The organism is Mycobacterium bourgelatii, assembly GCF_010723575.1.
Taxonomy (GTDB): domain Bacteria; phylum Actinomycetota; class Actinomycetes; order Mycobacteriales; family Mycobacteriaceae; genus Mycobacterium; species Mycobacterium bourgelatii.
The window spans coordinates 560829-583039 of the sequence record NZ_BLKZ01000002.1 but is presented as its reverse complement, the minus strand read 5'-3'; the positions used below and the strand labels follow the sequence as shown (position 1 = coordinate 583039).

The following is a 22211-nucleotide window of genomic DNA, read 5'->3' as shown; positions in this document are numbered from 1 at the left end:
ATGACGAATTCGTGGAGTGTGGCGACAAACCCAGCCGAACACAATTCCGTATCCGAAACCTTGCGGATATCAGATATGGTCGCGCCGCGAAAAATTCCGCCCGACTCGGGCTGGCGCAGGTTCCTCTACAGTGCCTCTTGCCGGAAGCTGAACCTCGGTGAATCGCCGGCTGAAAGGCATTACCGGGAATTGCAGGAGCGAATTCGGCGGCACATCCGTAAGCAATACGTGATCGGTGTGGTCTCCGGAAAGGGCGGCGTCGGCAAGACCACAATGACGGCGTGCATAGGTGCGGCGTTCCGAGAGTGCCGGCCCGACAACGTCGTCGCCGTCGACGCGGCGCCCGGATTCGGAACGCTGGCCGGGCGAATCGACGAGTCGCCGCCGGGTGACTACTCGGCCGTTCTGAACGACACCGACGTTCAGGGTTATGCGGACATCCGGGAACACCTGGGGCAGAACAACATCGGGCTCGATGTGCTGGCCGGCAACCGCGCATCGGATCAACCCCGGACGCTGGTGCCCTCGATGTTCACCGGCGTACTGGCACGACTGCGGCGCACCCACACGGTGATAGTGGTGGACACCTCCGACGATCTCGAGCACCCGGTGATGAAGGCCGTGCTCGACTCCTGCGACACGCTGGTATTCGTGTCCGGGTTGACCGCGGACACCTCCCTGCCCGTCACCCGGGCGATCGATCTGCTGCGGTCGATGGGCTACCACGAATTGGTCTCCCGCAGCATGGTGGTCTTGAACGACAGCCGCAACAAATACGAGGCGGACGCTCGCACCTACCTGACCGAGAGGTTCGGTCAATGCGGGGCGACCGTCGAATTCATGCCCTTCGATCCCTACCTCGCCAAAGGCGGGATCATCGACACCCAACACGAGCTGACGAAGAAGACGCGGCTACGGCTCTTCGAGATCACCGCGACGCTGGCCGACAAGTACATTCCCGATGCTGACAGGCCGCGGCAATGACTCGGTCGGCGTCTACGGTTTCCTTTCCGGCGCGCTGCGCCGTGGCCGTGGTGTGCGGCGAACACCTGGTATCGCAGGTGTATCCGGCGTCCGTGCCGATCGAAGCATTCATCGACAACGTCGTCGAACTGTTGAACGACGAACTCAAGCGTCGCGGTTGCCATGGACTCGAAGCAGGTGTGGGATACGAACTGCACAAAACCAACGGCGTGCGACTGGACATCACCAAGACCCTGGATGAACTTGGCGTCGAAGACGGCGCCACGCTGACCCTGGTGCCGGCGGTCGAAGGCGAATCGTTCGAGCCGCAGTACGAATCGTTGTCCACCGGCTTGGCGCGGATCGGCAAGAAGATGTTCGAGCCGGTCACAGCGCAGACGGCGGCGCACACGGCGGTGGCCATGCTGGTCATGGGTGCCCTCACCATTCTGGGATTAGCGCTGCGGCAGCGTATTTCGAGTGAGTCGCTGTTGCCCAGCATCGTCACGGGTATTGCGGGTCTGCTGGCCGCGGGCGCAGCGGTGGCGGTGTGGCGTCGGTGGCCCCATCGCGCTGACATGCTCGACGGGTTCGGGTGGCTTGCGGTACTGCCGCTGGCGGTCAGTCTGGGTGCAGTGCCGCCGGGAAACCTCGGAGCTCCGCACCAGTTCATCGCGGCGCTGGCGGCCGCTGTGCTCACGTGCGTACTCGCAGCGACGACGAAGCGCCACGTCAAGGTGGCTGCGGCAGTGGTGACCCTGTGTGCACTCGCCGGGACGATTGCCGGCGCTCGGATGTGGTGGTCGATCCCGGCCCAGTGGCTAGGCATGTGCGCCCTGGTCGCATTGCTGTTCGTCTTGACGTTGGCGCCGACGGTCGCATTGTGGGTGGCGCAGATTCGGCCGCCGTACTTCGGATCCATCACCGGGCGAGATCTGTTCCGACGCAGCGCAGGCCTTCCCGTCGATGCGGTCACGCCGGTCAGCGATGGTGATGCCGCCGCGGACGACGACGCAAATCCGGACACCACCCCCCGCGGAGCACAGATCGCCGCGGCCGCGATCCGCGCCAACGATGTGCTCACCGGCATCTGCGTGGGGGCCGCGCTGGCCCTGCCTGCGGCCGTCTGGGCAACCCTCATGCCGGGACGTGATCGCAGCACCGCCACAACGGTGCTCGCCGGGCTGTTCGTCACCATCTTCATAAGCCGCGGACGGGTCTTCGCGGACAAGCGCCAGGCGGTGGCGCTGGTGTGCGGGGCCGCCGCAGCGACATGCGCCGGGGTAGTCAAGTACGCTGTGCAGGAACCGGTTTCGTCGCCGTACTCGCTGGCCTGGGGTGCGCTCGTAGTGGGTGCCTTCGGAGGCGCGGGCTTGCTAGCTGCGCTGCTTGTTCCGGTCACCCGATTCACCCCACTGGTACGCATGACCGCCGAATGGCTTGAAATCGCTGCGATTATCGTCGCCTTTCCGCTAGCGGCCTGGATCGGCGGCCTGTTCACCTGGGTGCGCATGCGATGACAGCGAGATGGAGCCGCCGGATCACCGCTTTGACTACCGCCACCGTGATCGCGGCCATGCTGCCGAGTCTTACGGCGGCACAGGCAATACCACCACCGAGCATCGACCCCGCTCGGGTACCGGTGGACGGCAAACCGGCACCGGACCAACCCATGCGGCAAAGCAACATGTGCGCGCAAACGATCACCGTCGCAGACCCGAATGCCGGCAACACCGCACCGGGTTTCACGATGCTGAACGTCAGCAAGGCTTGGCAGTACTCGACCGGCAACGGTGTGCCGGTGGCGATCATCGATACCGGGATCAACCCCAGTTCGCGGCTGCGAGTGATACCGGGCGGAGACTACATCATGGGCGGCGACGGTTTGTTGGACTGCGACGCGCACGGCACCATCGTGGCGTCGGTGATTGGTGCTGCCCCGCAGGGCATTCCGATGCCGGCCGCGATGCCGAGCGACCCGGCGTTTCCGGCACCGGTGGGCCCGCCCCCGACGGACTCGGCGCCGGCGCCGCCGGGCGGCAAGCCGCCGCCGCCGGCGCCACCTCCGCCACCGACCCCGGTGACCGTCACCGAGACCAGGCCGGCACCGCCACCGCCGCCGTCGGACGAACCCGCCAATGGGCCAGGGGATTCCGGTGTCGGCCCACCTGACAACCCTGAGGTGGCGCCGCCATCACCCGGCGCACCCGACGGCGTCATCGGCGTCGCACCGCATGCGGTGATCATCTCCATTCGTCAGTCGTCGCGGGCCTACGAGCCGGTCAACCCGGGACCCGGCGACATGGAGGTCCGCAAGAAGGCCGGCTCGATATCAACCTTGGCGAGCGCCATCGTGCACGCCGCCAACCTGGGCGCCAAGGTGATCAACATCAGCGTGACATCGTGCGTTCCGGCCGCCGATCCGCTGGATCAGGCCACCATCGGGGCCGCCGTGTGGTACGCGGCAACCGTGAAAGACGCGGTAATCGTTGCCGCAGCGGGCAATGACAGCGAAGACGGGTGTGCCCAGAACCCGTCGTTCGATCCGCTCGATCCCACCGATCCTCGCGATTGGCATCAGGTCAAGACGGTGTCATCACCATCGTGGTTCGCCGACTACGTGTTGTCGGTGGGCGCCGTGGACAACACGGGCGCTCCCATCGGCAAGAGTCTTGCCGGCCCTTGGGTGGCGGCAGCGGCACCCGGCGTCGGAATCCTGGGCCTGTCGCCGACGAACGGCCAGCCGGTGAATGCTTACCCGCCGATCCGGCCCGGCGACAAACCAATGCCGATCTGGGGCACCAGCTTCTCCGCTGCCTATGTCAGTGGGGTGGCCGCGCTGGTGCGCGCAAAATTTCCAATGCTGTCTGCGCATCAGATCATCAACCGAATTCTCCGGACGGCACACAATCCGCCCCGTGGGGTCGACAATCAGGTCGGCTACGGGGTCGTGGATCCGGTGGCCGCGCTGACGTTCGACGTTCCGGCGGGAGACCGACTTCCGGCCGTGCCGCATAACCGAATTGTCGTGCCGGCCGCCCCGCCAGCGCCGCCGGATCATCGCGCCCGCGACATCGCGGTCGCCTTCGCCGGTGTGGTTGCGGCAGCGATCGCGGTGACAGCACTGGTCGCTCGGGCTCGGCGGCAACGATGACCGCCCCGACCAGGCTGGCGGTCGTAGCCAGCACTTTCGTAGCCCTCATACTCGGATGGTCGGTCGGCGGCTACCTCGGTGCCGCAACGGGTTCGGCTATCGGGCTCGCGGTAGGGGTGATCCCGTGGCGCGGACAGCCGGCGTGGTCGTGGCTGCTCTTGGCGTGGCAGCACAAGCAACCCATCGATTGGTCCGAGCCGCTGACCGTGGCCAACGACCGCGCCGGAGGCGGCGTCCGATTCCAGGACGGCGTTGCGGTGGCCGCAGTGCAACTACTCGGGAAGGCCCATACACCAACGGTGTTCACCGGCTCTGCCGGCGCACGTACCGAGAATGCCGTCGACATCACCGAATTACGAGAGCTGTTAAGGCAAAGCCTCGGATTGCGGCTGGACTCACTGAGTGTCGTCGGGACGGGATCTCGCCGGCGTAGCACCGGGGACTACCCACGGGTGTACGACACATTGATCGGCACACCGCCCTACGCCGGACGGCGCGAAACGTGGCTCATCATCCGCGTCAAAGCGGCGGACAACGCCGAGGCGCTGCGGTGGCGTAGTTCGGTGGCCACCGCCACCGTGGCGGCGGCACAACGGATCAGCGCCGCCATGCGTCAGCGCGGCTTGCGGGCGAGGGTGGCCACAGCCACCGACATCCTCGAGCTGGAACGCAGATTGGGGCGCTCCGCGTTGCAGGTCATGAACCGCCGATGGCGCTCGGTGCGTGGCGACGGCGGTTGGCTGACGACATATTGGTATCGACCGGACGTCATCACCACGGAGAAGTTGGCCCAGGCTTGGTCACTTCGAACCGACGGGATCACGCACAACGTAAGCCTTTTCGCAGACGGCTCCGTCACCGCCAGCGTGACGGTGCGCAGCGCTCAGCCGCCCACGGCGCCCCCGAGTTTGCTGATGCGGACGCTGCCTGGCGAGCAGGCGCAGGCGATCGCGGCCAACATGTGCGGACCGATGCCGGCGTTGCGCGGCGTCCGTCGGGGTTTGCTCACGGGTCCACTCGTCATCCCCATCGGCCCGTCGGGCGTGCTGCTCGGCAAGGTCGAAGGCGGTAACCGGCTGATGCTGCCGCTAGACGACCCGGGGGATTTCAGCCGCGTACACATCGCCGCGGAGGACGCCGTGGCCCAGCGCATCGTGGTCCGGTTGGCCGGGGCCGGCGAACGGATCACCGTTCACACGCGAAACCCACAGCGATGGAGCGGCGTTCGCATGCCCGATGTGGTGGTCAGCGATCGGAGCAAGCCGGCGGCCGGGACCACCGTCAGCGTGGTGGACGGCACCGTCACACCCTCGCCCCGCCCGAATACCTTGATCTCCGTGGGGAACCCCGATGTTCCGTATCGAGGAATGGCCGATGTGCTTATTGCCCAGACTGATCCGGCAACGCTGGACGTACGTGCCGCCGGTCGACGGCACACGGTCGAGGTTGAGTTCTTTCGGGCCGAAAACCGCTATGTCTCTGCTGACCCGAGCATGTCGCCAAGCTTGGAGCGCGAGCCCGTGGACATCTACCAATGAGGACGAGCAGCACCACCACGGCCGCCGCGCGTAAGTGCTTCGACCAGGCGATGGCGTTGCTAGACAACGATCCCGGGGCGGCCCGCGCACGCTTTCGTGATGCTACCGACATCGACCCGTCGATGGCCGACGCGTGGCTGGGCCGAGTCGGCACCGGGGACGACGCGCTGACAACGTTGCAGCAGCTTTACGCGTACGGAAGCCGGCTGCACCGCGAGACCAATCGACTCGGTGTGCGGTTGTCCGCGCCGATCAAAGCGGGCCCGTACCTGTCGATCTCGGTGACGGAGGCCTCACATGCCGGGCTGGCGCTGGCGAGTGCACTCGTCGATGATCGGCAATACGCGAAAGCCGAAGCGCTGTTGGCGGATTCAGCCTTGCTCGATACTTGGGAGAATCACCAGTGGAAGCAGTACATCGAGGTCTACTTGATGTACGCGGCGCAACGCTGGTCGGACGTTGTTGCGGTTGCCGCCGCGACCCTGCCGCCACGGGCCATCATCATGTCGGCGGTGACGGCGGCGACCTGTGCGTTGGCGGCGCACGCGGCGGCTCACCTTGGCCAGGCGCGCGTCGCACTCGACTGGACCAACCGGGTCGAGGTGCGTTCCGGCCGCGCGCCATCGGATCGCCAACGCAACGAGTCCGCCATCACTGCCATCGATTCCAACGAGTTCCCGCTGATCGCGGCCGACCTCGCCTACATCCGCGGGATGGCGCACCGCCAACTCGGTGAGGAGCAAGCGGCGCAGGTCTGGTTGTCCAAGGCGACGATCAACGGGGCGCTCGTCGAATCCGCCAAACGGGCGCTGGCCGATCCCGGACTGCAGCTGGTGGTCACCGACGAGGAAGCCATCCGTAGCCGGACCGACAAGTGGGACGTGAGCACGCAGCGCTCGGCGCAGCAGCGAAGCGAAGCCGAACGCGAAGAGCGGCGTAACGAACTCCTGCGGGAAGGTCGTGCGCTGCTGGACAACCAGGTGGGCTTGGCCGAGGTCAAGCGCGCCGTCGCCGAACTCGAGGACCAGATCGAGGTGCGGGCGCTACGCCTGGCGGCGGGCCTGCCGGTGACCAATCAGACCAACCACATGCTGTTGGTGGGCCCGCCCGGCACCGGAAAGACGACCACCGCCGAGGCCTTGGGCAAGATCTACGCCGGACTCGGAATCGTCCGCCATCCCGAGATCATCGAGGTCAAGCGAGCCGACTTCTGCGGCGAACACATCGGGGCATCGGGCCCCAAGACCAACGAACTGATCGATCGATCGCTGGGCCGGATCCTGTTCATGGACGAGTTTTATTCACTGGTCGAACGTCACCAGGATGGTCGCCCGGACATGATCGGCATGGAGGCGGTCAACCAACTGCTCGTTGCCTTGGAGGTGCACCGGTTCGACTTCTGCTTCATCGGCGCGGGGTATGAGAAAGAGATCGACGAATTCCTCACCGTCAACCCAGGTTTGGCGGGCCGCTTCAACCGCAAGCTGCGGTTCGAGTCCTACACACCCAACGAGTTGGTGGAAATCGCGGTACGGTACGGCCGGCCGCGCGCCACCACCGTAGAGCCGGCGGCCGCCGAGGCGCTGAACGAGGCGTGTACGGCGCTGCGTGCGTACACCGCGGCGGACGGCACGCACGGCATCGACGTCATGCAGAACGGGCGCTTCGCCCGCAACGTCGTCGAGCGGGCAGAGCGGCTACGGGACTCGCGGGTGGCCGCCCAGCACCGCAGCGCGAAGGGCTCGGTGACAGTCGATGATCTGCAACAGGTACGCGCCGAGGACGTGATTGCCGCCGTCGCCGACGCGTGCGCGGAAAAGCATGTGCCGGTGCAGCTTTGAACGTTAGGTTAGGTGATCACTGACACGTTGTTGGTGCTTCCGTTCGTGACGTAGATGGTGCCGAAGCCAGATCCGGTGGGGCTGACCGCCACCCCGGATGGGAAGCTGCCGACGGGGATGGTGGCCGTGACCATGTTGGTGGTCGGGTCGATCACCGACATTGTGCCGCTGAATGTGTTGGTGACGAAGATGGCGGTGGGGCTGATGGCCACCCCGGTCGGGAAGTTGCCGACGGGGATAGTGGCGGTGACAGTGTTGGTGGCGGGGTCGATCACCGACACCGTATTGCCGAATTGGTTGGCCACATAGATGGCGCCGGTGTCGGGCCTGATGGCCAATCCCGACGGGAAGTTGCCGACGGCGATGGTGGCGGTGACGGTATTGGTCGCAGGATCGATGACGGACACCGTGTTGCCGATTTGGTTGGTGACATAGACGCTGCCGGCGGCGGGGCCGGTGGGGCTGACCGCCACCCCGTACGGGGCTTCACCGACAGGGACGGTGGCGATGACGGTGTTGGTGGTGGGGTTGATCACCGACACGGAGTCGCTGGAATAGTTGGTGACATAGACGGTGCCGGGGGCGGGGCCGGTGGGGCTGCTCGCCAAACCGAAGGGGGCGACACCAACTGGGATCGTGGCGGTGACGGTGTTGGTGGTGGGGTCGATCACCGCAACCGTATCGGTGAATTGGCTAGCGACGTAAACGGTTCCAGCGTTCGGCCCAGAGGGGCTGACCGCCACCCCGTCCAGCACGGAGCCGACGGGAATGGTGGCGGTGACGGTGTTAGTGGCGGGATCGATCACCGTTACCGCGCCGGTAGAGGAGTTGCTGGTGACGTAGACCGCGCCGGTATCCGCGCTGACCGCCACCTGGAATGGGAGATCGCCGGCGGGTATGACTGCGGTGACGCCACCGCTACCGATGGCGCCATTGCCGCCGCCCCCACCCGCACCTCCCAGACCGCCGAGGGGCCCGGTCGGGCCCGTGCCCGCCGCACCGGTGACACCGGCCGCGCCGCTGCCCCCCGGGTTCGCAGTAAACCCGACGCCGCCGTCCCCACCCTGACCGCCGGCACCACCTATTCCACCCTGTCCGCCGGCGACATTGTCGGGCCGCCCGCCGGTGACATCGAGGGCCGTGGTCCACCCGTAGCCTCCGGCCCCGCCCTCACCACCCGGTCCACCCAGTCCCCCATGACCACCCTGACCCACCGCGCTAGGACCGCCGTCGCCGCCGACCCCGCCCTCGCCGCCTTGCCCGCCGGCCCCGGCCGCACCGCTGGCTACATCCCCGCCGAACAACGTCCACCACGCCCGAGTCTGTCCTGGCATCCCCGCACCGCCACCGTTACCACCCATGCCGCCCGGTGCGCCGGTGCCACCGGTGCCGCCCATGCCGCCGTTGACCCCAGACACCCCCGGCGCACCTGTTACGCCGGCTCCGCCCGTACCGCCGACACCACCCGGTCCGCCCACCCCACCGGCCCCGCCGTAGCCCCACAGCAACCCGCCAGCACCGCCGCCGCCACCCATACCGCCGAGGCCACCGAACCCACCCGGCTCACCAGGCGCACCGGCCGCCCCCGGGAGGCCAGCGCCGCCGGCTCCACCCCTGCCGCCGTTACCGAACAATTGCGCGTGCCCGCCCCAACCACCGGCTTGACCCGGCGCTCCGGCCCCACCGGCACCACCGTTGCCGAACAATCCCGCGTCCCCGCCTCTACCACCAACCCCGTCCGGCGCCCCAGACCCGCCGTTGCCGCCATTGCCCCACAACAAACCGCCCGGCCCGCCGGCCTGCCCGGTGCCCGGCGTCCCGTTGGTTCCATCGCCGATAAGCGAACGCCCCCACAGCAACTGCGTGGGGGCGTTAATCACCCCAAGCACCAACTGCTCCACGCCGAACGCCTCCGCGGAGGCATAGGAACTGGCGCTGGTTGCCAGGGTTTGCAGGAATTGCTCGTGAAATGCCGCTGCCCGCACGGCGGCCGCCTGATAGTCGTGGGCCTGCTGCGAGAACAGCTGCGCGATCGCCACCGACACCTCGTCGGCGGACGCAGGGGCCATCGCCAGAACCGAGGGGGCAGCCGACCGGTAGGCCACCTCCATTGCCGAATGAATGCGAGCAAACTCTGTTGCCGCCGCTGCCATGATCTCCGGAGCCGCGATGAGATACGACATTGCTTATCCACCTACTTAATTGGGCCAAGCAGAGACCTCACACCCTGAGCGTCAACCCAGGCGAGGACGCGAGATGCAGTAGTCGGCTACTCAAATAGGTGATGAGCGAGAGGTCGGCGCCCAGAAACTGGGTGACACCTGCCGGCGGTTCCCCGAACTGCAGCTCTTGACGTTATGGGTTGTCAGCCCGAACGGGTGATGATGCTCGGGGGTGTGCACCTTTGGCCCGCACATTGAGCCGGACAGCGGCATGATAGCGGTAACTTCACGAATTTTGCAGGGGCGCAATACTTTTCGCGCGCGGCAAGACCGTTGTGCGGATAGCAGAAGGCCCAGCGTGGCGCCGCCGTTCCGCGGACCGCTTGACCCCAGCACACCGCTTTGGCGGTTGCCCGGAGCCTCCTAGTTGATCTGACGAATCAGCGTTTCGATCGCCTCGATATCGCTGGCCGACAAAGCCTCCTCGGCCTCGGCGCGGATGATGGTGTCCTCACTCACCCCGGCCGCTTGGGCAGTTTCGAGAGTGGAAAGATTCGCGCGCCGGCGGGCGGCGTATAAACGCTGGGCCAACGGCGCATCCGGGGCAGTGGCTCCGAGTGTCATCAATTTGTCGCGCAGACGGCGCACCGAGCCGAGGGCTTTGATCAGCTCCGGGGTGATCCGGCTGATACGGGTCGCTTGGACGGCGATCGTCTCGAGCTGGCGCAAGTCCGCGAGGATCGGCGCGGCCCGTTCGGTGAAGGCAGGATCTCGAGGCTGGGGCAGCGCTGCGATGGCGAGCGTGCAGGTGTCGACCGCCGCGGCCACGGCTTGCGCAATCAACGACACCGGGCCGGATTCCTTGGACGACGGCTGTGGCGATGGGCTGGCCGCCGGGGCCTTGGGCGGGGACGTCGGCGTCGGCGGGACCGTCGGAAGGTCTTGTTGCGGGACGGCGCGATCGCCCTCGCGGATACGGGCGATGGTGCCGCGCGGCCATTGGAGCACTGCCTCGAGCTTGGCTCGGGTGCGTTCGCGCGGCCAACTGCGGCCCTTCTCGAAAGCGATGAGCGCGCCGGCGTTGATGATCCCGTCGGCCGCCAGACTGCGCTGGCTGATGTCGAGCTCGCGACGACGTGCCGCCGCGGCTGCCCCGGCGCGCACTAGTCCCGGATCGGTCTCGTTGTCGTGATCCCCCGACTGGCCGTCGACCGCGGGCTCCTTGGATTCGAACGCCAACGCATTGCCTCCAGTGGGATCGCCGAACCGGACCGTTGTGCCGCTTGCGGTTACCGAATTCTCGTGACGGCCGTCGACGAACATACCGTTGGGCCGGTTGTCGGCGAGCCGCCACTGACCGTCTGCGGAAGTGGGGTGCAGGTGTGGCTGAGAGATGTGTGGACCGGCGGTCGGCCGATGCGGAGATTGCTGAGGCCCGCCCGGCTGGGGCCCGACCGTCTGGGACCCGGCCAGCAGCGGGGGCAGCAGCTCGTTTCCGCTTCCTGCCATGCTAACCGTTGCACCCTTCGTGTGGCTGTCACATCGCTACGTTTTTGTAGCCGTAGCTGCGGCGGGTTCTGGTCCACCCAAAGCTCAGGTGAACCCGACTGACGCTACGGTTGACTGTACCTGGAACCGATCGAAATCGGAACGGGTTGTGTCGCATCAGTTCGGTAGTCGAGCCCAAACTGCAGCGTTTCCCGAGCCAATCCACAGCTAATTGACAGCGACTATTCCCTGGTAAATGACGCAACACCACGTATGCTCGGGGCTCATAACTGAAAGCCGTAGCACTGCTCGATCACTGCGGATCAGAACTGTTGCACTGCAACAGTTAGTGCTATACAGTTCGCAGCAGCGGCCGGATAGCCGCAACGCCTTTTGGAGGATGCAACGACATGACCGCTACAACTTTGTTCGAGGTTCCGCTGGGCGTGTGCACGCAAGACCCCGACCGTTGGACGGAAACGCCCGACGCCGAGGCGAAGATGCTGTGCCGGGCGTGCCCGCGGCGGTGGGCATGCGCTCGCGAGGCGGTCGAGTTGCCGGGCGCAGAGGGCCTCTGGGCCGGCGTCGTCATCCCTGAGAGTGGCCGCGGCCGTGCCTTCGCGCTCGGTCAGTTGCGGTCTCTGGCCGAGCGCAACGGCCACCCAGCACGTGAGCGAGTGACCGCCTAACTGGCGCAAGAGCGGTCACGCGACAGCGCGAGGAGTCGATGATTCCTCGCGCTGTTTGCTGTTCGGGGCCTGTTAGTTAAGTCGTTGTGGCGGAATCGAATCGGAACACGGCGAGCTGTCCGGCCAGCGCCTCGAACTCGTCTGGGGTGCCGTCGCGGACGATCCCCGATCGCTTGGCGAAACCGACCCCCACCGGCACCTGCCGGGGGAACTCCCGCAGCACCGGACGCGCTTCGTCGGCGCTGAGCTCGACGATGTTGACCTTTCGTGACTTGCGACCACGCGACAGGATGCCGGTGCCGGCGGCCCGGGCGTTCGCAGCCCAGTCCGCGCCCGGATATCCAGCCACCACATAGAGCCCGCCCCGAAAGGTGAACGGTGTCATCGGCGTGCTGCGGGGACGGCCCGACTTGCGGCCCGGCACGGTCAAGACCATCGCGGGACCCGTGGGGATGCCGAGCTTCTGCACCGCCAGCATCACCTTGTTCATCGGCTTGAGGAATCGCGGCGGTTGGAGGTCGAGCATGCGTTGCTCCTTTGTTGAGGTGCGTCGAAAAGGGTTCCGCAGCTAGGACGGTCCGCGGGACCGGAAAGTTACAGTCATACCGGAGGCATAGAGTCGTCAGGCCTAACTTTCTTCGCCGCCGAATCGTCGTACAGGTATGAACCAGCCGCCGTCGAGCAGTGACCACGTTGGCGAGGCGTGGCGTCTGCACCGCCCGTATCTGGTGAATCTCGGGTATCAAATCGTCGGCGATGTCGGCGACGCCGAGGATGCGGTGCAGGAGGCGTTTCTGCGGCTATCCCGAGCCGACACAGACCAGATCGACGATGTTCGCGGTTGGCTCACGGTGGTCACGAGTCGGCTCTGCCTCGATCAGGTGCGGTCGGCCCGGGTCCGGTACGAGCGCCCCAGCGCGGACGCCGACGCGGCGGTCGCCGGTCGACCACGGTCAGCCGACCCCGCCGATCCTGCCGACCGGATCACGCTGGACGACGAGGTCGGTGCCGCGCTCCGGGAAGTCTTGCGCCGACTCAGCCCAGGGGAGCGGGTGGCGTTCGTGCTGCACGATGTCTTCGGCGTCCCATTCGATTCCATCGCCCAGACCGTCGGCCGCCCGGTGGGTACCTGCCGCCAACTCGCGCGCCGCGCACGGGCCAAGTTCAGCGCGGCGCAGCCGACCTTCAACGAGGTCGCCCCGAGCGAGCACCAACTGGTCACCGAGAAGTTCATCACCGCGTGCGCCAACGGCGATATCGCCGCGCTGACCGCGGTCTTGGACCCGGCGGTGTGGGGGATCGGGACGGTTCTTGCGGACCCGGCGCCGCCGCCCCAGATCAACCATGGGCCGCACGCGGTCGCCACGAACCTGCTGCGTTATCTGTCACCGGGAGTGACGCTGGTCAGCGGTCCCGCCGGCGTACCAGTGCTGCTTGCGTTCGCCGACCGACGGCTGTTCGCCGTGGTCGTGCTGACGATCCGCGGGGGCCTGGTGTGCAAGCTCGAGGCGACGGCCGACCCCGCTGCGCGGGCCGCGGCAACACTCAACGCGGCGGGTTCGGCGCGTCCGCACCCGCCGCAAAGTGGCCCGTAATCGCCGCCGTCACCTGCAAGAACTTCAGCCTTGTCGGCGGCGCCATCCCTTGTGTGACGTCGATGACGCCGCCGGGCCGCAGATGGGGATCGAACGGCACCTCGACCACGGGTCGCCCGTGATCGACGAATTCGCGCGCCAACTGTGATCGGGTGCGCTTGTCGGCGTGGCCGTCGGAATCGTTGAGCACCACGATGCTGCGGTGCAGTAGATCGGTTTGCCCGTGGTCGGACAACCATTCCAGCGTCTTCGCGGCGGCGGCAGCCCCGTCGGCCCACGGCGAGGACACCACGAGCAGCGCATCGAGGTCGCGCAGGACTTCCTGGGTCACCCCGGCGTCCATGGTCGAGCCACAGTCGATGACCGAGATCGCGAAGTAACGATCCAGCCGCAACACGGCTTCCCGGTAGACGGCCGGATCGAGCACCCGGCGTGGACCGGACGCCGGTTCACCGCCCAGAACGTAGAGGCCGACGGCGTTCTGGCCCACTCGGGCGGTCATATCGCTGAACGACTGCAGGTTCTTGTCGGCCGTGAGCTCCCAGAACGACCCCGTTGTCCCAGGGTCGATACGGCTGCTCAGCCGGCCGAACGCGGTGTCTGCGTCGATGGCGACGACGCGATCCTGTTGGCGCAGCTCAGCCAAGATGGATCCGACGCTGGCGGCCACCGAGGTCTTGCCCACCCCGCCTTTACCAAGGACGCCGACTTTGTGGGTGCCGTGCAGGGGCACGCGTATCGCCGCTTCGAGTTGAGCGGCTTCGCGTTGCGCGGCTGACGGCCCCGGCTTGATCAGCCCCCCGCTGGCCTTTCGGACAGCGCGCCGCCAGCCGCGGTCGTCGTACTCCCGCCGAGCCGGTGCTGGTTCGGCGAAGTCGTCGGTCCACGGCTCCTGCTGTGGGGGGCCGTGCGGCGGTCCGTGCGGCGGTGACTCCGGCCGCTGCGGTGCGCTTGGGAACGGCTGAAATGGCTGCGGTGGCGCACCTGGGTGTGGCGGGGCGCCCGGATGCGGCGGGGTGTGCAGTCGCCACGTGGGTGGTGGCGGACCGGCCGGCGACCCCGGCCAGTGCGGGTGCTCTTGCTGCGGGGCTGTCGGCGGCAACGGGGGGACCGGCACCTCGTGCACCGTCGTTGCAGGCGGTGGCAACGGCGGGATCGGTTCGTCGTGCAGGGTGGGCGCCGGTGGGGGCAGCGGCGGGATCGGAACGTCGTGCACGGTGGTGGCCGGACGGGGGATTGGTTCGTCGTGGACGGTGACGTCGGGTTGGGGGACGGGTTCCTCGTGGACGGTCACGGCGGGAGCTGGCGGCGGCGGGAGTGGTTCGTCGTGCACCGTGACCACCGGCGTTGGGGCCGGCGGCGTCGGCGGGAGCGGCGCGCGTACCGCTTCGTGCCCCGTCCCCGCTGGTGAGCGCGGTGCAAGAGGCGGAGGCGGCGCTGGGTATGACTGGGTTGCCGACGGCGGGGGGCTCGGTCGTGCTTCGTGCACCTGCGGCGGGCCGGCGGGAGGTGGCGGAGGCCCGGGCGGGCGTGGCGCAGCGGGCGGTGGGAAGGGCCCGGGGCGTGCCTGCTGCGCGGTCGCGTCAAGTGGGCGCGGGGGAGGGGGTGGAGGTACGGGTCGCTGCGGCGCTGCCGGCTGCCGGTGCGGGAGGGGCGGTGCCTCGTGCACGGTTGCGTCTATGCGGTGGGGAAGAGGCGCCTGCGAGCGAGGCGGGTGCGGTTGCGGTTGGCGAGTTGGGTGCGCTGGCGGTTGAGGAGGCGGATAAGGCGGGCCCGCCGGTGCGACGGGCGGAGTGCGCGCAGCGCTGGCTGGCGCGTCGGCCACCGGGGTGTTCGACCCGTCGGGGCGCATCCGGTCCCGGAGGAATTCTTCGCGCTCGTTCATGGCTCCTCGGCTGACTGGCGCCGACCGTTCTCGCGCGCCTTGGGTAGCCCTCGCACCGCCGGACAACGTCGGACGCTCAGTCAGTATTAGTCCAGTATCGATCACCGTCCCATCCCCGGCTGGACTGTGCAAACTTCGGTCGGGCCGGCCACATCAGCTGGGCCCGCGGGGCCATGGCCGGGGGGACGATGAATTCAACCCAACGCTGCCATGCATTATCGTCGGCGATGTTGCTGGAGTGACGGTCGAGGTCGACGGCAAGCGGTCCCCCGGGTGACCCGGCAGCTCGATCTCAGCAAATTTGTTCGCGGCCGCGCGGCCGGCCGGTGAGCCTCGTCACAAGAAAGGCGTTGGCCCAGCTCCCGGCAACCCATCGGCCCGCGTCAAGCGGTTGTCTAACAGCGGTTACAGCGAATTTACGTTGCCGCCAGCTTGCGGGTTACTATTGGTAAGTTGGCATGTCAGGCGGGTTTTGTCATATCGTTTTACGACTTGTCGAAATCGGTTAAAAGGCCACCGTTCAGCGCTGCACGGACGAATTACTAACGAGATCATCACCGCCTGTCGACCAGCCTATCGGCAGGGGCCGAAGGGGTAGGGCCCGCAACCTTCGGGTACATCCTCATCGGAGGCGCTGATGAAGGCCGTGCAAAGAGTCTTGTGAAGGGTTAGGTGGGAATGGCGCCCAAGCGCGTCGGGTTGTACAACCCCGCGTTCGAACATGATTCGTGCGGGGTTGCCATGGTCGTCGATATGCACGGCCGGCAGTCCCGGGACATTGTGGACAAAGCGATCACTGCGTTGCTCAACCTGGAACACCGGGGTGCGCAGGGCGCCGAGCCGCGCAGTGGTGACGGCGCCGGGATCCTGATCCAGGTCCCGGATGCGTTCCTGCGCGAGGTGGTGGAGTTCGAGCTGCCGCCGGCGGGGAGCTACGCCACCGGCATCGCGTTCCTGCCGCAGTCGTCTCGGGACGCCGCAGCGGCCTGCGAGGCGGTCGAGAAGATTGTCGAGGCCGAGGGCCTGCAGGTGCTCGGCTGGCGCAACGTCCCCATCGACGACTCGTCGCTGGGCGCGTTGTCGCGCGACGCGATGCCCACCTTCCGCCAGGTCTTTATTGCGGGCGCGGAGGGCATGACGCTGGAGCGCCGCGCCTACGTCGTCCGCAAGCGCGCCGAGCATGAACTCGGCACCAAGGGCCCCGGCCAGGACGGGCCCGGTCGGGAAACGGTGTATTTCCCCAGCCTGTCCGGCCGCACCTTCGTCTACAAGGGCATGCTGACCACCCCGCAGCTCAAGGCGTTCTACCTGGACCTGCAGGATGAGCGGCTCACCAGCGCGCTCGGCATCGTGCACTCGCGCTTCTCCACGAACACCTTCCCGTCGTGGCCGCTGGCGCATCCCTTCCGGCGGGTGGCCCACAACGGCGAGATCAACACGGTCACCGGCAACGAGAACTGGATGCGGGCCCGGGAGGCCCTGATCAAGACCGACGTCTTCGGATCCGAAGCCGATGTCGAGAAGCTGTTCCCGATCTGCACGCCCGGCGCTTCGGACACCGCGCGCTTCGACGAGGTCGTCGAATTGCTGCACCTCGGTGGACGCAGCCTGGCCCACGCGGTCCTGATGATGATCCCCGAGGCTTGGGAACGACACGAGTCGATGGACCCCGCGCGACGGGCGTTCTACCAGTACCACGCTTCGTTGATGGAGCCGTGGGACGGCCCGGCGTCGATCACCTTCACCGACGGCACCATCGTCGGCGCGGTGCTGGACCGCAACGGCCTGCGGCCGTCCCGCATCTGGGTCACCAGCGACGGCCTGGTCGTCATGGCCTCCGAGGCCGGCGTGCTCGACCTGGACCCCTCGACCGTGGTGCAGCGCATGCGGCTGCAGCCCGGCCGCATGTTCCTGGTGGACACCACGCAGGGCCGCATCGTCGCCGACGAAGAGATCAAAGCGCAGTTGGCGGCCGAGCACCCGTACCAGGAGTGGCTCGACCAGGGCCTGGTTCCCATCGAGAAGCTGCCGGCCAACAAGTACGTGCGGATGCCGCACCACCGGCTGGTCATGCGGCAGCAGGCCTTCGGCTACACCTACGAGGAACTCAACCTGCTGGTGGCACCGATGGTGCGCACCGGCGCCGAGCCGATCGGCTCGATGGGCACCGACACCCCGATCGCGGTGCTGTCGAAGCGTCCGAGGATGCTCTACGACTACTTCCACCAGTTGTTCGCGCAGGTGACCAACCCGCCGTTGGACGCCATCCGCGAGGAGGTGGTGACGAGCCTGCAGGGCACCACCGGCGGCGAGCGGGACCTGCTCAACCCGGAGCCGGACTCCTGCCACCAGATCTCGCTGCCGCAGCCGATCCTGCGCAACTACGAGCTGGCCAAGCTGATCAACCTCAACCCTGAGGACGAGGTCAACGGGCGTCCGCACGGCATGCGGTCCAAGGTGATCCGATGTCTGTACCCGGTCGCCGAGGGCGGCGCCGGGCTGGCCGCCGCCATGGATGAGGTGCGGGCGCAGGCCTCGGCGGCGATCGCCGACGGCGCCCGGATGATCATCCTGTCCGACCGCGGCTCCGATGAGGAGCTGGCCCCGATCCCGTCGCTGCTCGCCGTCGCGGGCGTGCACCACCACCTGGTCCGCGAGCGGACCCGCACCCACGTGGGGCTCGTCGTCGAATCCGGCGATGCCCGCGAGGTGCACCACATGGCGATGCTGATCGGTTGCGGTGCTGCCGCGATCAACCCCTACCTGGTGTTCGAGTCGATCGAGGACATGCTCGACCGCGGCGTCTTGGACGGTCTCGGGGACGGGATCGACCGCAACACCGCGCTGCAGAACTACGTGAAGGCCGCCGGCAAGGGCGTGCTGAAAGTCATGTCCAAGATGGGCATCTCGACGTTGGCGTCCTACACCGGCGCGCAGCTGTTCCAGGCGGTCGGGGTCTCCGAAGAGGTTCTGGACGAGTACTTCACCGGACTCTCCTGTCCCACTGGCGGAATCACGCTGGACGACATCGCCGCGGACGTCGCCGCGCGCCACGCGCTGGCCTACCTGGACCGGCCCGACGAACGCGCGCACCGCGAGCTGGAAGTGGGCGGGGAATACCAGTGGCGCCGGGAGGGTGAGTACCACCTGTTCAACCCGGAGACGGTGTTCAAGCTCCAACACTCCACGCGTACCGGCCAATACAAGATCTTCAAGGAGTACACGCGGCTGGTCGACGACCAGAGCGAGCGGATGGCGTCGCTGCGCGGTCTGCTGAAGTTCCGTGCCGGCGTACGTCCGCCGGTTTCGCTGGAAGAGGTGGAGCCGGCCAGCGAGATCGTCAAGCGCTTCTCGACGGGCGCGATGAGCTACGGCTCGATTTCGGCCGAAGCGCACGAAACGCTCGCCATCGCGATGAACCGGCTGGGCGGTCGGTCCAACAGCGGTGAAGGTGGCGAGGACGTCAAACGATTCGAGCGCGACCCCAACGGCGACTGGCGCCGCAGCGCCATCAAGCAGGTCGCGTCCGCGCGGTTCGGTGTCACGTCGCATTACCTGACCAACTGCACCGACATCCAGATCAAGATGGCCCAGGGTGCGAAACCCGGTGAGGGCGGCCAGCTTCCGGGTCACAAGGTGTACCCGTGGGTCGCCTCGGTCCGGCACTCGACCCCGGGTGTGGGCCTGATCTCGCCACCGCCGCACCACGACATCTATTCGATCGAGGATCTGGCGCAGCTGATCCACGACCTGAAGAATGCCAACCCGCAGGCACGGGTGCACGTCAAGCTCGTCTCGGAGAACGGGGTGGGCACGGTTGCGGCCGGTGTCTCCAAAGCGCACGCCGACGTGGTGCTGATTTCCGGGCACGACGGCGGCACCGGGGCCACGCCGCTGACGTCGATGAAGCACGCCGGCGCCCCGTGGGAGCTGGGACTGGCCGAGACGCAGCAGACGTTGCTGCTCAACGGATTACGCGATCGCATCGTGGTTCAGGTCGACGGTCAGCTCAAGACCGGACGCGACGTGATGATCGCCGCGCTGCTGGGCGCCGAGGAATTCGGCTTCGCCACAGCGCCGCTGGTGGTGGCCGGCTGCATCATGATGCGGGTATGTCACCTCGACACCTGCCCGGTCGGTGTGGCCACCCAGAACCCGGTGCTGCGTGAGCGCTTCACCGGTAAGCCCGAGTTCGTCGAGAACTTCTTCATGTTCATCGCCGAAGAAGTCCGGGAATACATGGCGCAGTTGGGTTTCCGCACCCTGAACGAAGCGATCGGCCAGGCCGGTGCGTTGGACACCACGCTGGCGCGCGCGCACTGGAAGGCCCACCGCCTGGATCTGACGCCGGTGCTGCACGAGCCGGAATCGGCGTTCATGAACCAGGACCTGTACTGCAGTTCGCGACAGGACCACGGCCTGGACAAGGCGCTGGACCAGCAGCTGATCGTGATGAGCAGGGAAGCCCTGGACTCGCAGAAGCCGGTTCGCTTCTCCACCAAGATCAGCAACGTGAACCGCACGGTGGGCACCATGCTCGGCCACGAGGTCACCAAAGCCTATGGCGGCCAAGGGCTGCCGGACGGCACCATCGACATCACGTTCGACGGGTCGGCGGGCAACAGCTTCGGCGCGTTCGTGCCCAAGGGGATCACCCTGCGGATCTACGGTGACGCCAACGACTACGTCGGCAAGGGTCTGTCCGGTGGCCGAATTGTGGTGCGGCCCTCGGACAATGCGCCGCCGGACTACGTGGCCGAGGAAAACATCATCGGCGGCAACGTGATTCTGTTCGGCGCGACCAGCGGCGAGGTCTTCCTGCGCGGCGTGGTCGGGGAACGTTTCGCGGTCCGCAACTCGGGCGCGCATGCGGTCGTCGAGGGCGTGGGTGACCACGGCTGCGAATACATGACCGGCGGCCGGGTGGTCATCCTGGGCCGTACGGGCCGCAACTTCGCCGCCGGCATGTCGGGCGGCGTGGCCTACCTGTACGACCCCGACAACGAGCTACCCAACAACCTCAACACGGAAATGGTTGACGTAGAAACACCTGACGAGGACGACGCGGAATTCCTGCACGGCATCATTCAGGCGCACGTGGACAACACCGATTCCGCTGTCGGGCAGCGGATCCTGGCTGACTGGAGTAACCAGCTTCGGCACTTCGTCAAGGTGATGCCCCGTGACTACAAGAAGGTGCTGCAGGCGATTGCCCAAGCGGAACGCGACGGCACCGATGTCGACGAGGCGATAATGGCGGCGGCACATGGCTGATCCACGTGGCTTTCTGAAGTACACCAAGCGGGAACTGCCCAAGCGGCGGCCCGTGCCGATTCGGCTGCGTGACTGGCACGAGGTATACGAGGAATTCGACGAGGGGACCCTGCGCGAGCAGGCCACTCGTTGCATGGACTGCGGTATCCCGTTCTGCCATAACGGATGTCCGCTGGGCAACTTGATCCCGGAGTGGAATGACCTGGTGCGCCGCGGTCGCTTCCGCGACGCCATCGAGCGACTGCACGCCACCAACAACTTCCCGGACTTCACCGGCCGGCTCTGCCCGGCGCCGTGTGAGCCGGCGTGCGTGCTGGGCATCAACCAGGACCCGGTGACGATCAAACAGATCGAGCTGGAGATCATCGACCGGGCCTTCGACGAGGGTTGGGTCGAGCCGGTGCGACCGCACTGCGAAACCGGTAAGACGGTGGCCGTCATCGGTTCGGGCCCAGCGGGTCTGGCCGCCGCCCAGCAGCTCACGCGCGCGGGACATGTCGTCACCGTCTTCGAGCGTGACGACCGCATCGGGGGACTGCTGCGCTACGGCATCCCCGAGTTCAAGATGGAAAAGCGCGTTTTGGACCGGCGGTTGGATCAGATGCGGGCCGAGGGCACCGAGTTCCGGCCGAACGTCAACGTCGGCGTCGACATCACCGCCGAGCAGCTGCTCGCCGATTTCGACGCCGTCGTGCTGGCGGGCGGGGCCACCGCGTGGCGCGACCTGCCGATCCCGGGGCGCGATCTGGACGGCATTCACCAGGCGATGGAGTACCTGCCGTGGGGTAACCGCGTGCAGGAGGGCGACGACATCCTGGACGAGGATGGCCAGCCGCCGATCACCGCCAAGGGCAAGAAGGTCGTCATCATCGGTGGTGGCGACACCGGGGCCGACTGCTTGGGCACCGCGCACCGTCAGGGTGCGGTCAGCATCCACCAGTTCGAGATCATGCCGCGACCGCCGGAAACTCGCGCAGAGTCGACACCGTGGCCGACCTACCCACTGATGTACCGGGTGTCGTCGGCGCACGAAGAGGGCGGCGAGCGGGTCTTCTCCGTCAACACCGAGCAATTCGTCGGCAAGGACGGGCACGTCACCGCGCTCAAGGCGCACGAAGTGACCATGGAGAACGGCAAGTTCGTCAAGGTCGAAGGCACGGACTTCGAGCTCGAGGCGGATCTGGTGTTGCTGGCGATGGGCTTCGTCGGGCCGGAGAAGGAGGGCCTGCTCACCGACCTCGGGGTGAAGTTCACCGAGCGCGGCAACGTGGACCGGGGCGACGACTTCGAGACCTCGGTGCCGGGTGTCTTCGTTGCCGGCGACATGGGCCGCGGGCAGTCGCTGATCGTCTGGGCGATCGCCGAGGGACGGGCCGCGGCCGCGGGAGTGGATCGGTATCTGATGGGCTCAAGTGCGCTGCCGGCGCCGATCAAGCCGACGGCTCGGCCGCTCGTTTAGTCACACCAGTCACACCAGAAACATTTGATAAATTGCTCGGCGCGTCGCTGAACGTTTGCCAGACGCAAGGTGTCTAATGGGCAACTGTGGGATTCGTCACATGGGAATCCCGCAAAAGTTCCAAGATCGCAGGAGTGTCACTGTGCGTAGCAACCGAGTGCCC

Annotated in this window: 13 protein-coding genes; 9 read left to right on the top strand and 4 right to left on the bottom strand. The window is 67.0% G+C overall.

Going from position 1 to position 22211, the window contains the following annotated elements:
- The 5 genes from G6N68_RS27640 to eccA are packed head-to-tail and all read left to right on the top strand — an operon-like array spanning window position 1 to window position 7496.
- On the top strand, window positions 1-984 hold the full coding sequence (locus tag G6N68_RS27640) for a MinD/ParA family ATP-binding protein (protein ID WP_205351537.1): 984 nt from the start codon (window positions 1-3) through the stop codon (window positions 982-984).
- Complete coding sequence (eccD, locus tag G6N68_RS27635; RefSeq protein ID WP_163719343.1) at window positions 981-2483, top strand: type VII secretion integral membrane protein EccD; 1503 nt, start codon at window positions 981-983, stop codon at window positions 2481-2483. Before G6N68_RS27640 ends, eccD begins: the two co-directional genes overlap by 4 nt.
- A complete protein-coding gene (locus G6N68_RS27630; protein ID WP_163719342.1) occupies window positions 2480-4117 on the top strand; it encodes a S8 family serine peptidase in 1638 nt (545 codons plus the stop codon). The genes eccD and G6N68_RS27630 overlap by 4 nt, the downstream gene beginning before the upstream one ends.
- Window positions 4114-5655 carry a type VII secretion protein EccE gene (gene eccE, locus G6N68_RS27625; RefSeq protein ID WP_163719341.1) on the top strand — a complete coding sequence of 514 codons (1542 nt, stop codon included), beginning with the start codon at window positions 4114-4116 and terminating at the stop codon, window positions 5653-5655. The genes G6N68_RS27630 and eccE overlap by 4 nt, the downstream gene beginning before the upstream one ends.
- Window positions 5652-7496: a type VII secretion AAA-ATPase EccA gene (gene eccA / locus G6N68_RS27620; protein WP_163719340.1), complete on the top strand. Its 1845-nt coding sequence runs from the start codon at window positions 5652-5654 to the stop codon at window positions 7494-7496. Before eccE ends, eccA begins: the two co-directional genes overlap by 4 nt.
- 8 nt (window positions 7497-7504) lie before the next feature.
- Here eccA and G6N68_RS31705 read toward each other — a convergent pair whose 3' ends face one another.
- Together G6N68_RS31705 and G6N68_RS27610 are read right to left on the bottom strand one after the other, a co-directional pair.
- Window positions 7505-9679, bottom strand: a complete 2175-nt coding sequence (locus tag G6N68_RS31705) for a PE-PGRS family protein (protein ID WP_163719339.1) — start codon at window positions 9677-9679, stop codon at window positions 7505-7507.
- A 402-nt stretch (window positions 9680-10081) separates the two neighbouring features.
- Window positions 10082-11167, bottom strand: coding sequence for a helix-turn-helix domain-containing protein (locus G6N68_RS27610; RefSeq protein ID WP_240355948.1), 1086 nt, complete (start codon window positions 11165-11167; stop codon window positions 10082-10084).
- Window positions 11168-11556: 389 nt separating this feature from the next.
- On the opposite strand from G6N68_RS27610, the gene G6N68_RS27605 reads away from it, so the two are divergent.
- Entirely contained in the window at window positions 11557-11835 is a 279-nt protein-coding gene (locus G6N68_RS27605; protein WP_163719338.1) for a WhiB family transcriptional regulator, read from the top strand.
- 76 nt (window positions 11836-11911) lie between these two features.
- Here G6N68_RS27605 and G6N68_RS27600 read toward each other — a convergent pair whose 3' ends face one another.
- The gene (locus G6N68_RS27600) at window positions 11912-12361 is read right to left on the bottom strand and encodes a nitroreductase family deazaflavin-dependent oxidoreductase (protein WP_163719337.1); all 450 of its coding nucleotides are present in this window, start codon (window positions 12359-12361) and stop codon (window positions 11912-11914) included.
- 136 nt (window positions 12362-12497) lie between these two features.
- Here G6N68_RS27600 and sigI point away from each other — a divergent pair, with 136 nt between their 5' ends.
- The gene (gene sigI / locus G6N68_RS27595) at window positions 12498-13430 is read left to right on the top strand and encodes an RNA polymerase sigma factor SigI (protein WP_163719336.1); all 933 of its coding nucleotides are present in this window, start codon (window positions 12498-12500) and stop codon (window positions 13428-13430) included.
- On the opposite strand, the gene G6N68_RS27590 is transcribed toward sigI, so the two are convergent.
- On the bottom strand, window positions 13381-14532 hold the full coding sequence (locus G6N68_RS27590; RefSeq protein WP_240356017.1) for a MinD/ParA family ATP-binding protein: 1152 nt from the start codon (window positions 14530-14532) through the stop codon (window positions 13381-13383). The two genes, sigI and G6N68_RS27590, sit on opposite strands and share 50 nt — an antisense overlap.
- A gap of 1461 nt (window positions 14533-15993) precedes the next feature.
- Between G6N68_RS27590 and gltB the strand changes: the two genes are divergently transcribed.
- Window positions 15994-20589 carry a glutamate synthase large subunit gene (gltB, locus tag G6N68_RS27585; RefSeq protein WP_163719335.1) on the top strand — a complete coding sequence of 1532 codons (4596 nt, stop codon included), beginning with the start codon at window positions 15994-15996 and terminating at the stop codon, window positions 20587-20589.
- Window positions 20582-22048: a glutamate synthase subunit beta gene (locus tag G6N68_RS27580; RefSeq protein ID WP_163719334.1), complete on the top strand. Its 1467-nt coding sequence runs from the start codon at window positions 20582-20584 to the stop codon at window positions 22046-22048. The genes gltB and G6N68_RS27580 overlap by 8 nt, the downstream gene beginning before the upstream one ends.
- Window positions 22049-22211 lie beyond the last annotated feature (163 nt).

Excerpts from the sequence above, each read along its gene's own strand:
- G6N68_RS27640 (WP_205351537.1), top strand. The coding sequence starts at position 1 with ATGACGAATTCGTGGAGTGTGGCGACAAACCCAGCCGAACACAATTCC.
- G6N68_RS27630 (WP_163719342.1), top strand. The coding sequence starts at position 2,480 with ATGACAGCGAGATGGAGCCGCCGGATCACCGCTTTGACTACCGCCACC.
- G6N68_RS27605 (WP_163719338.1), top strand. The coding sequence starts at position 11,557 with ATGACCGCTACAACTTTGTTCGAGGTTCCGCTGGGCGTGTGCACGCAA.
- eccD (WP_163719343.1), top strand. The coding sequence starts at position 981 with ATGACTCGGTCGGCGTCTACGGTTTCCTTTCCGGCGCGCTGCGCCGTG.
- G6N68_RS27600 (WP_163719337.1), bottom strand. The coding sequence starts at position 12,361 with ATGCTCGACCTCCAACCGCCGCGATTCCTCAAGCCGATGAACAAGGTG.
- G6N68_RS31705 (WP_163719339.1), bottom strand. The coding sequence starts at position 9,679 with ATGTCGTATCTCATCGCGGCTCCGGAGATCATGGCAGCGGCGGCAACA.
- gltB (WP_163719335.1), top strand. The coding sequence starts at position 15,994 with ATGGCGCCCAAGCGCGTCGGGTTGTACAACCCCGCGTTCGAACATGAT.
- G6N68_RS27580 (WP_163719334.1), top strand. The coding sequence starts at position 20,582 with ATGGCTGATCCACGTGGCTTTCTGAAGTACACCAAGCGGGAACTGCCC.
- eccA (WP_163719340.1), top strand. The coding sequence starts at position 5,652 with ATGAGGACGAGCAGCACCACCACGGCCGCCGCGCGTAAGTGCTTCGAC.
- sigI (WP_163719336.1), top strand. The coding sequence starts at position 12,498 with ATGAACCAGCCGCCGTCGAGCAGTGACCACGTTGGCGAGGCGTGGCGT.
- eccE (WP_163719341.1), top strand. The coding sequence starts at position 4,114 with ATGACCGCCCCGACCAGGCTGGCGGTCGTAGCCAGCACTTTCGTAGCC.
- G6N68_RS27610 (WP_240355948.1), bottom strand. The coding sequence starts at position 11,167 with ATGGCAGGAAGCGGAAACGAGCTGCTGCCCCCGCTGCTGGCCGGGTCC.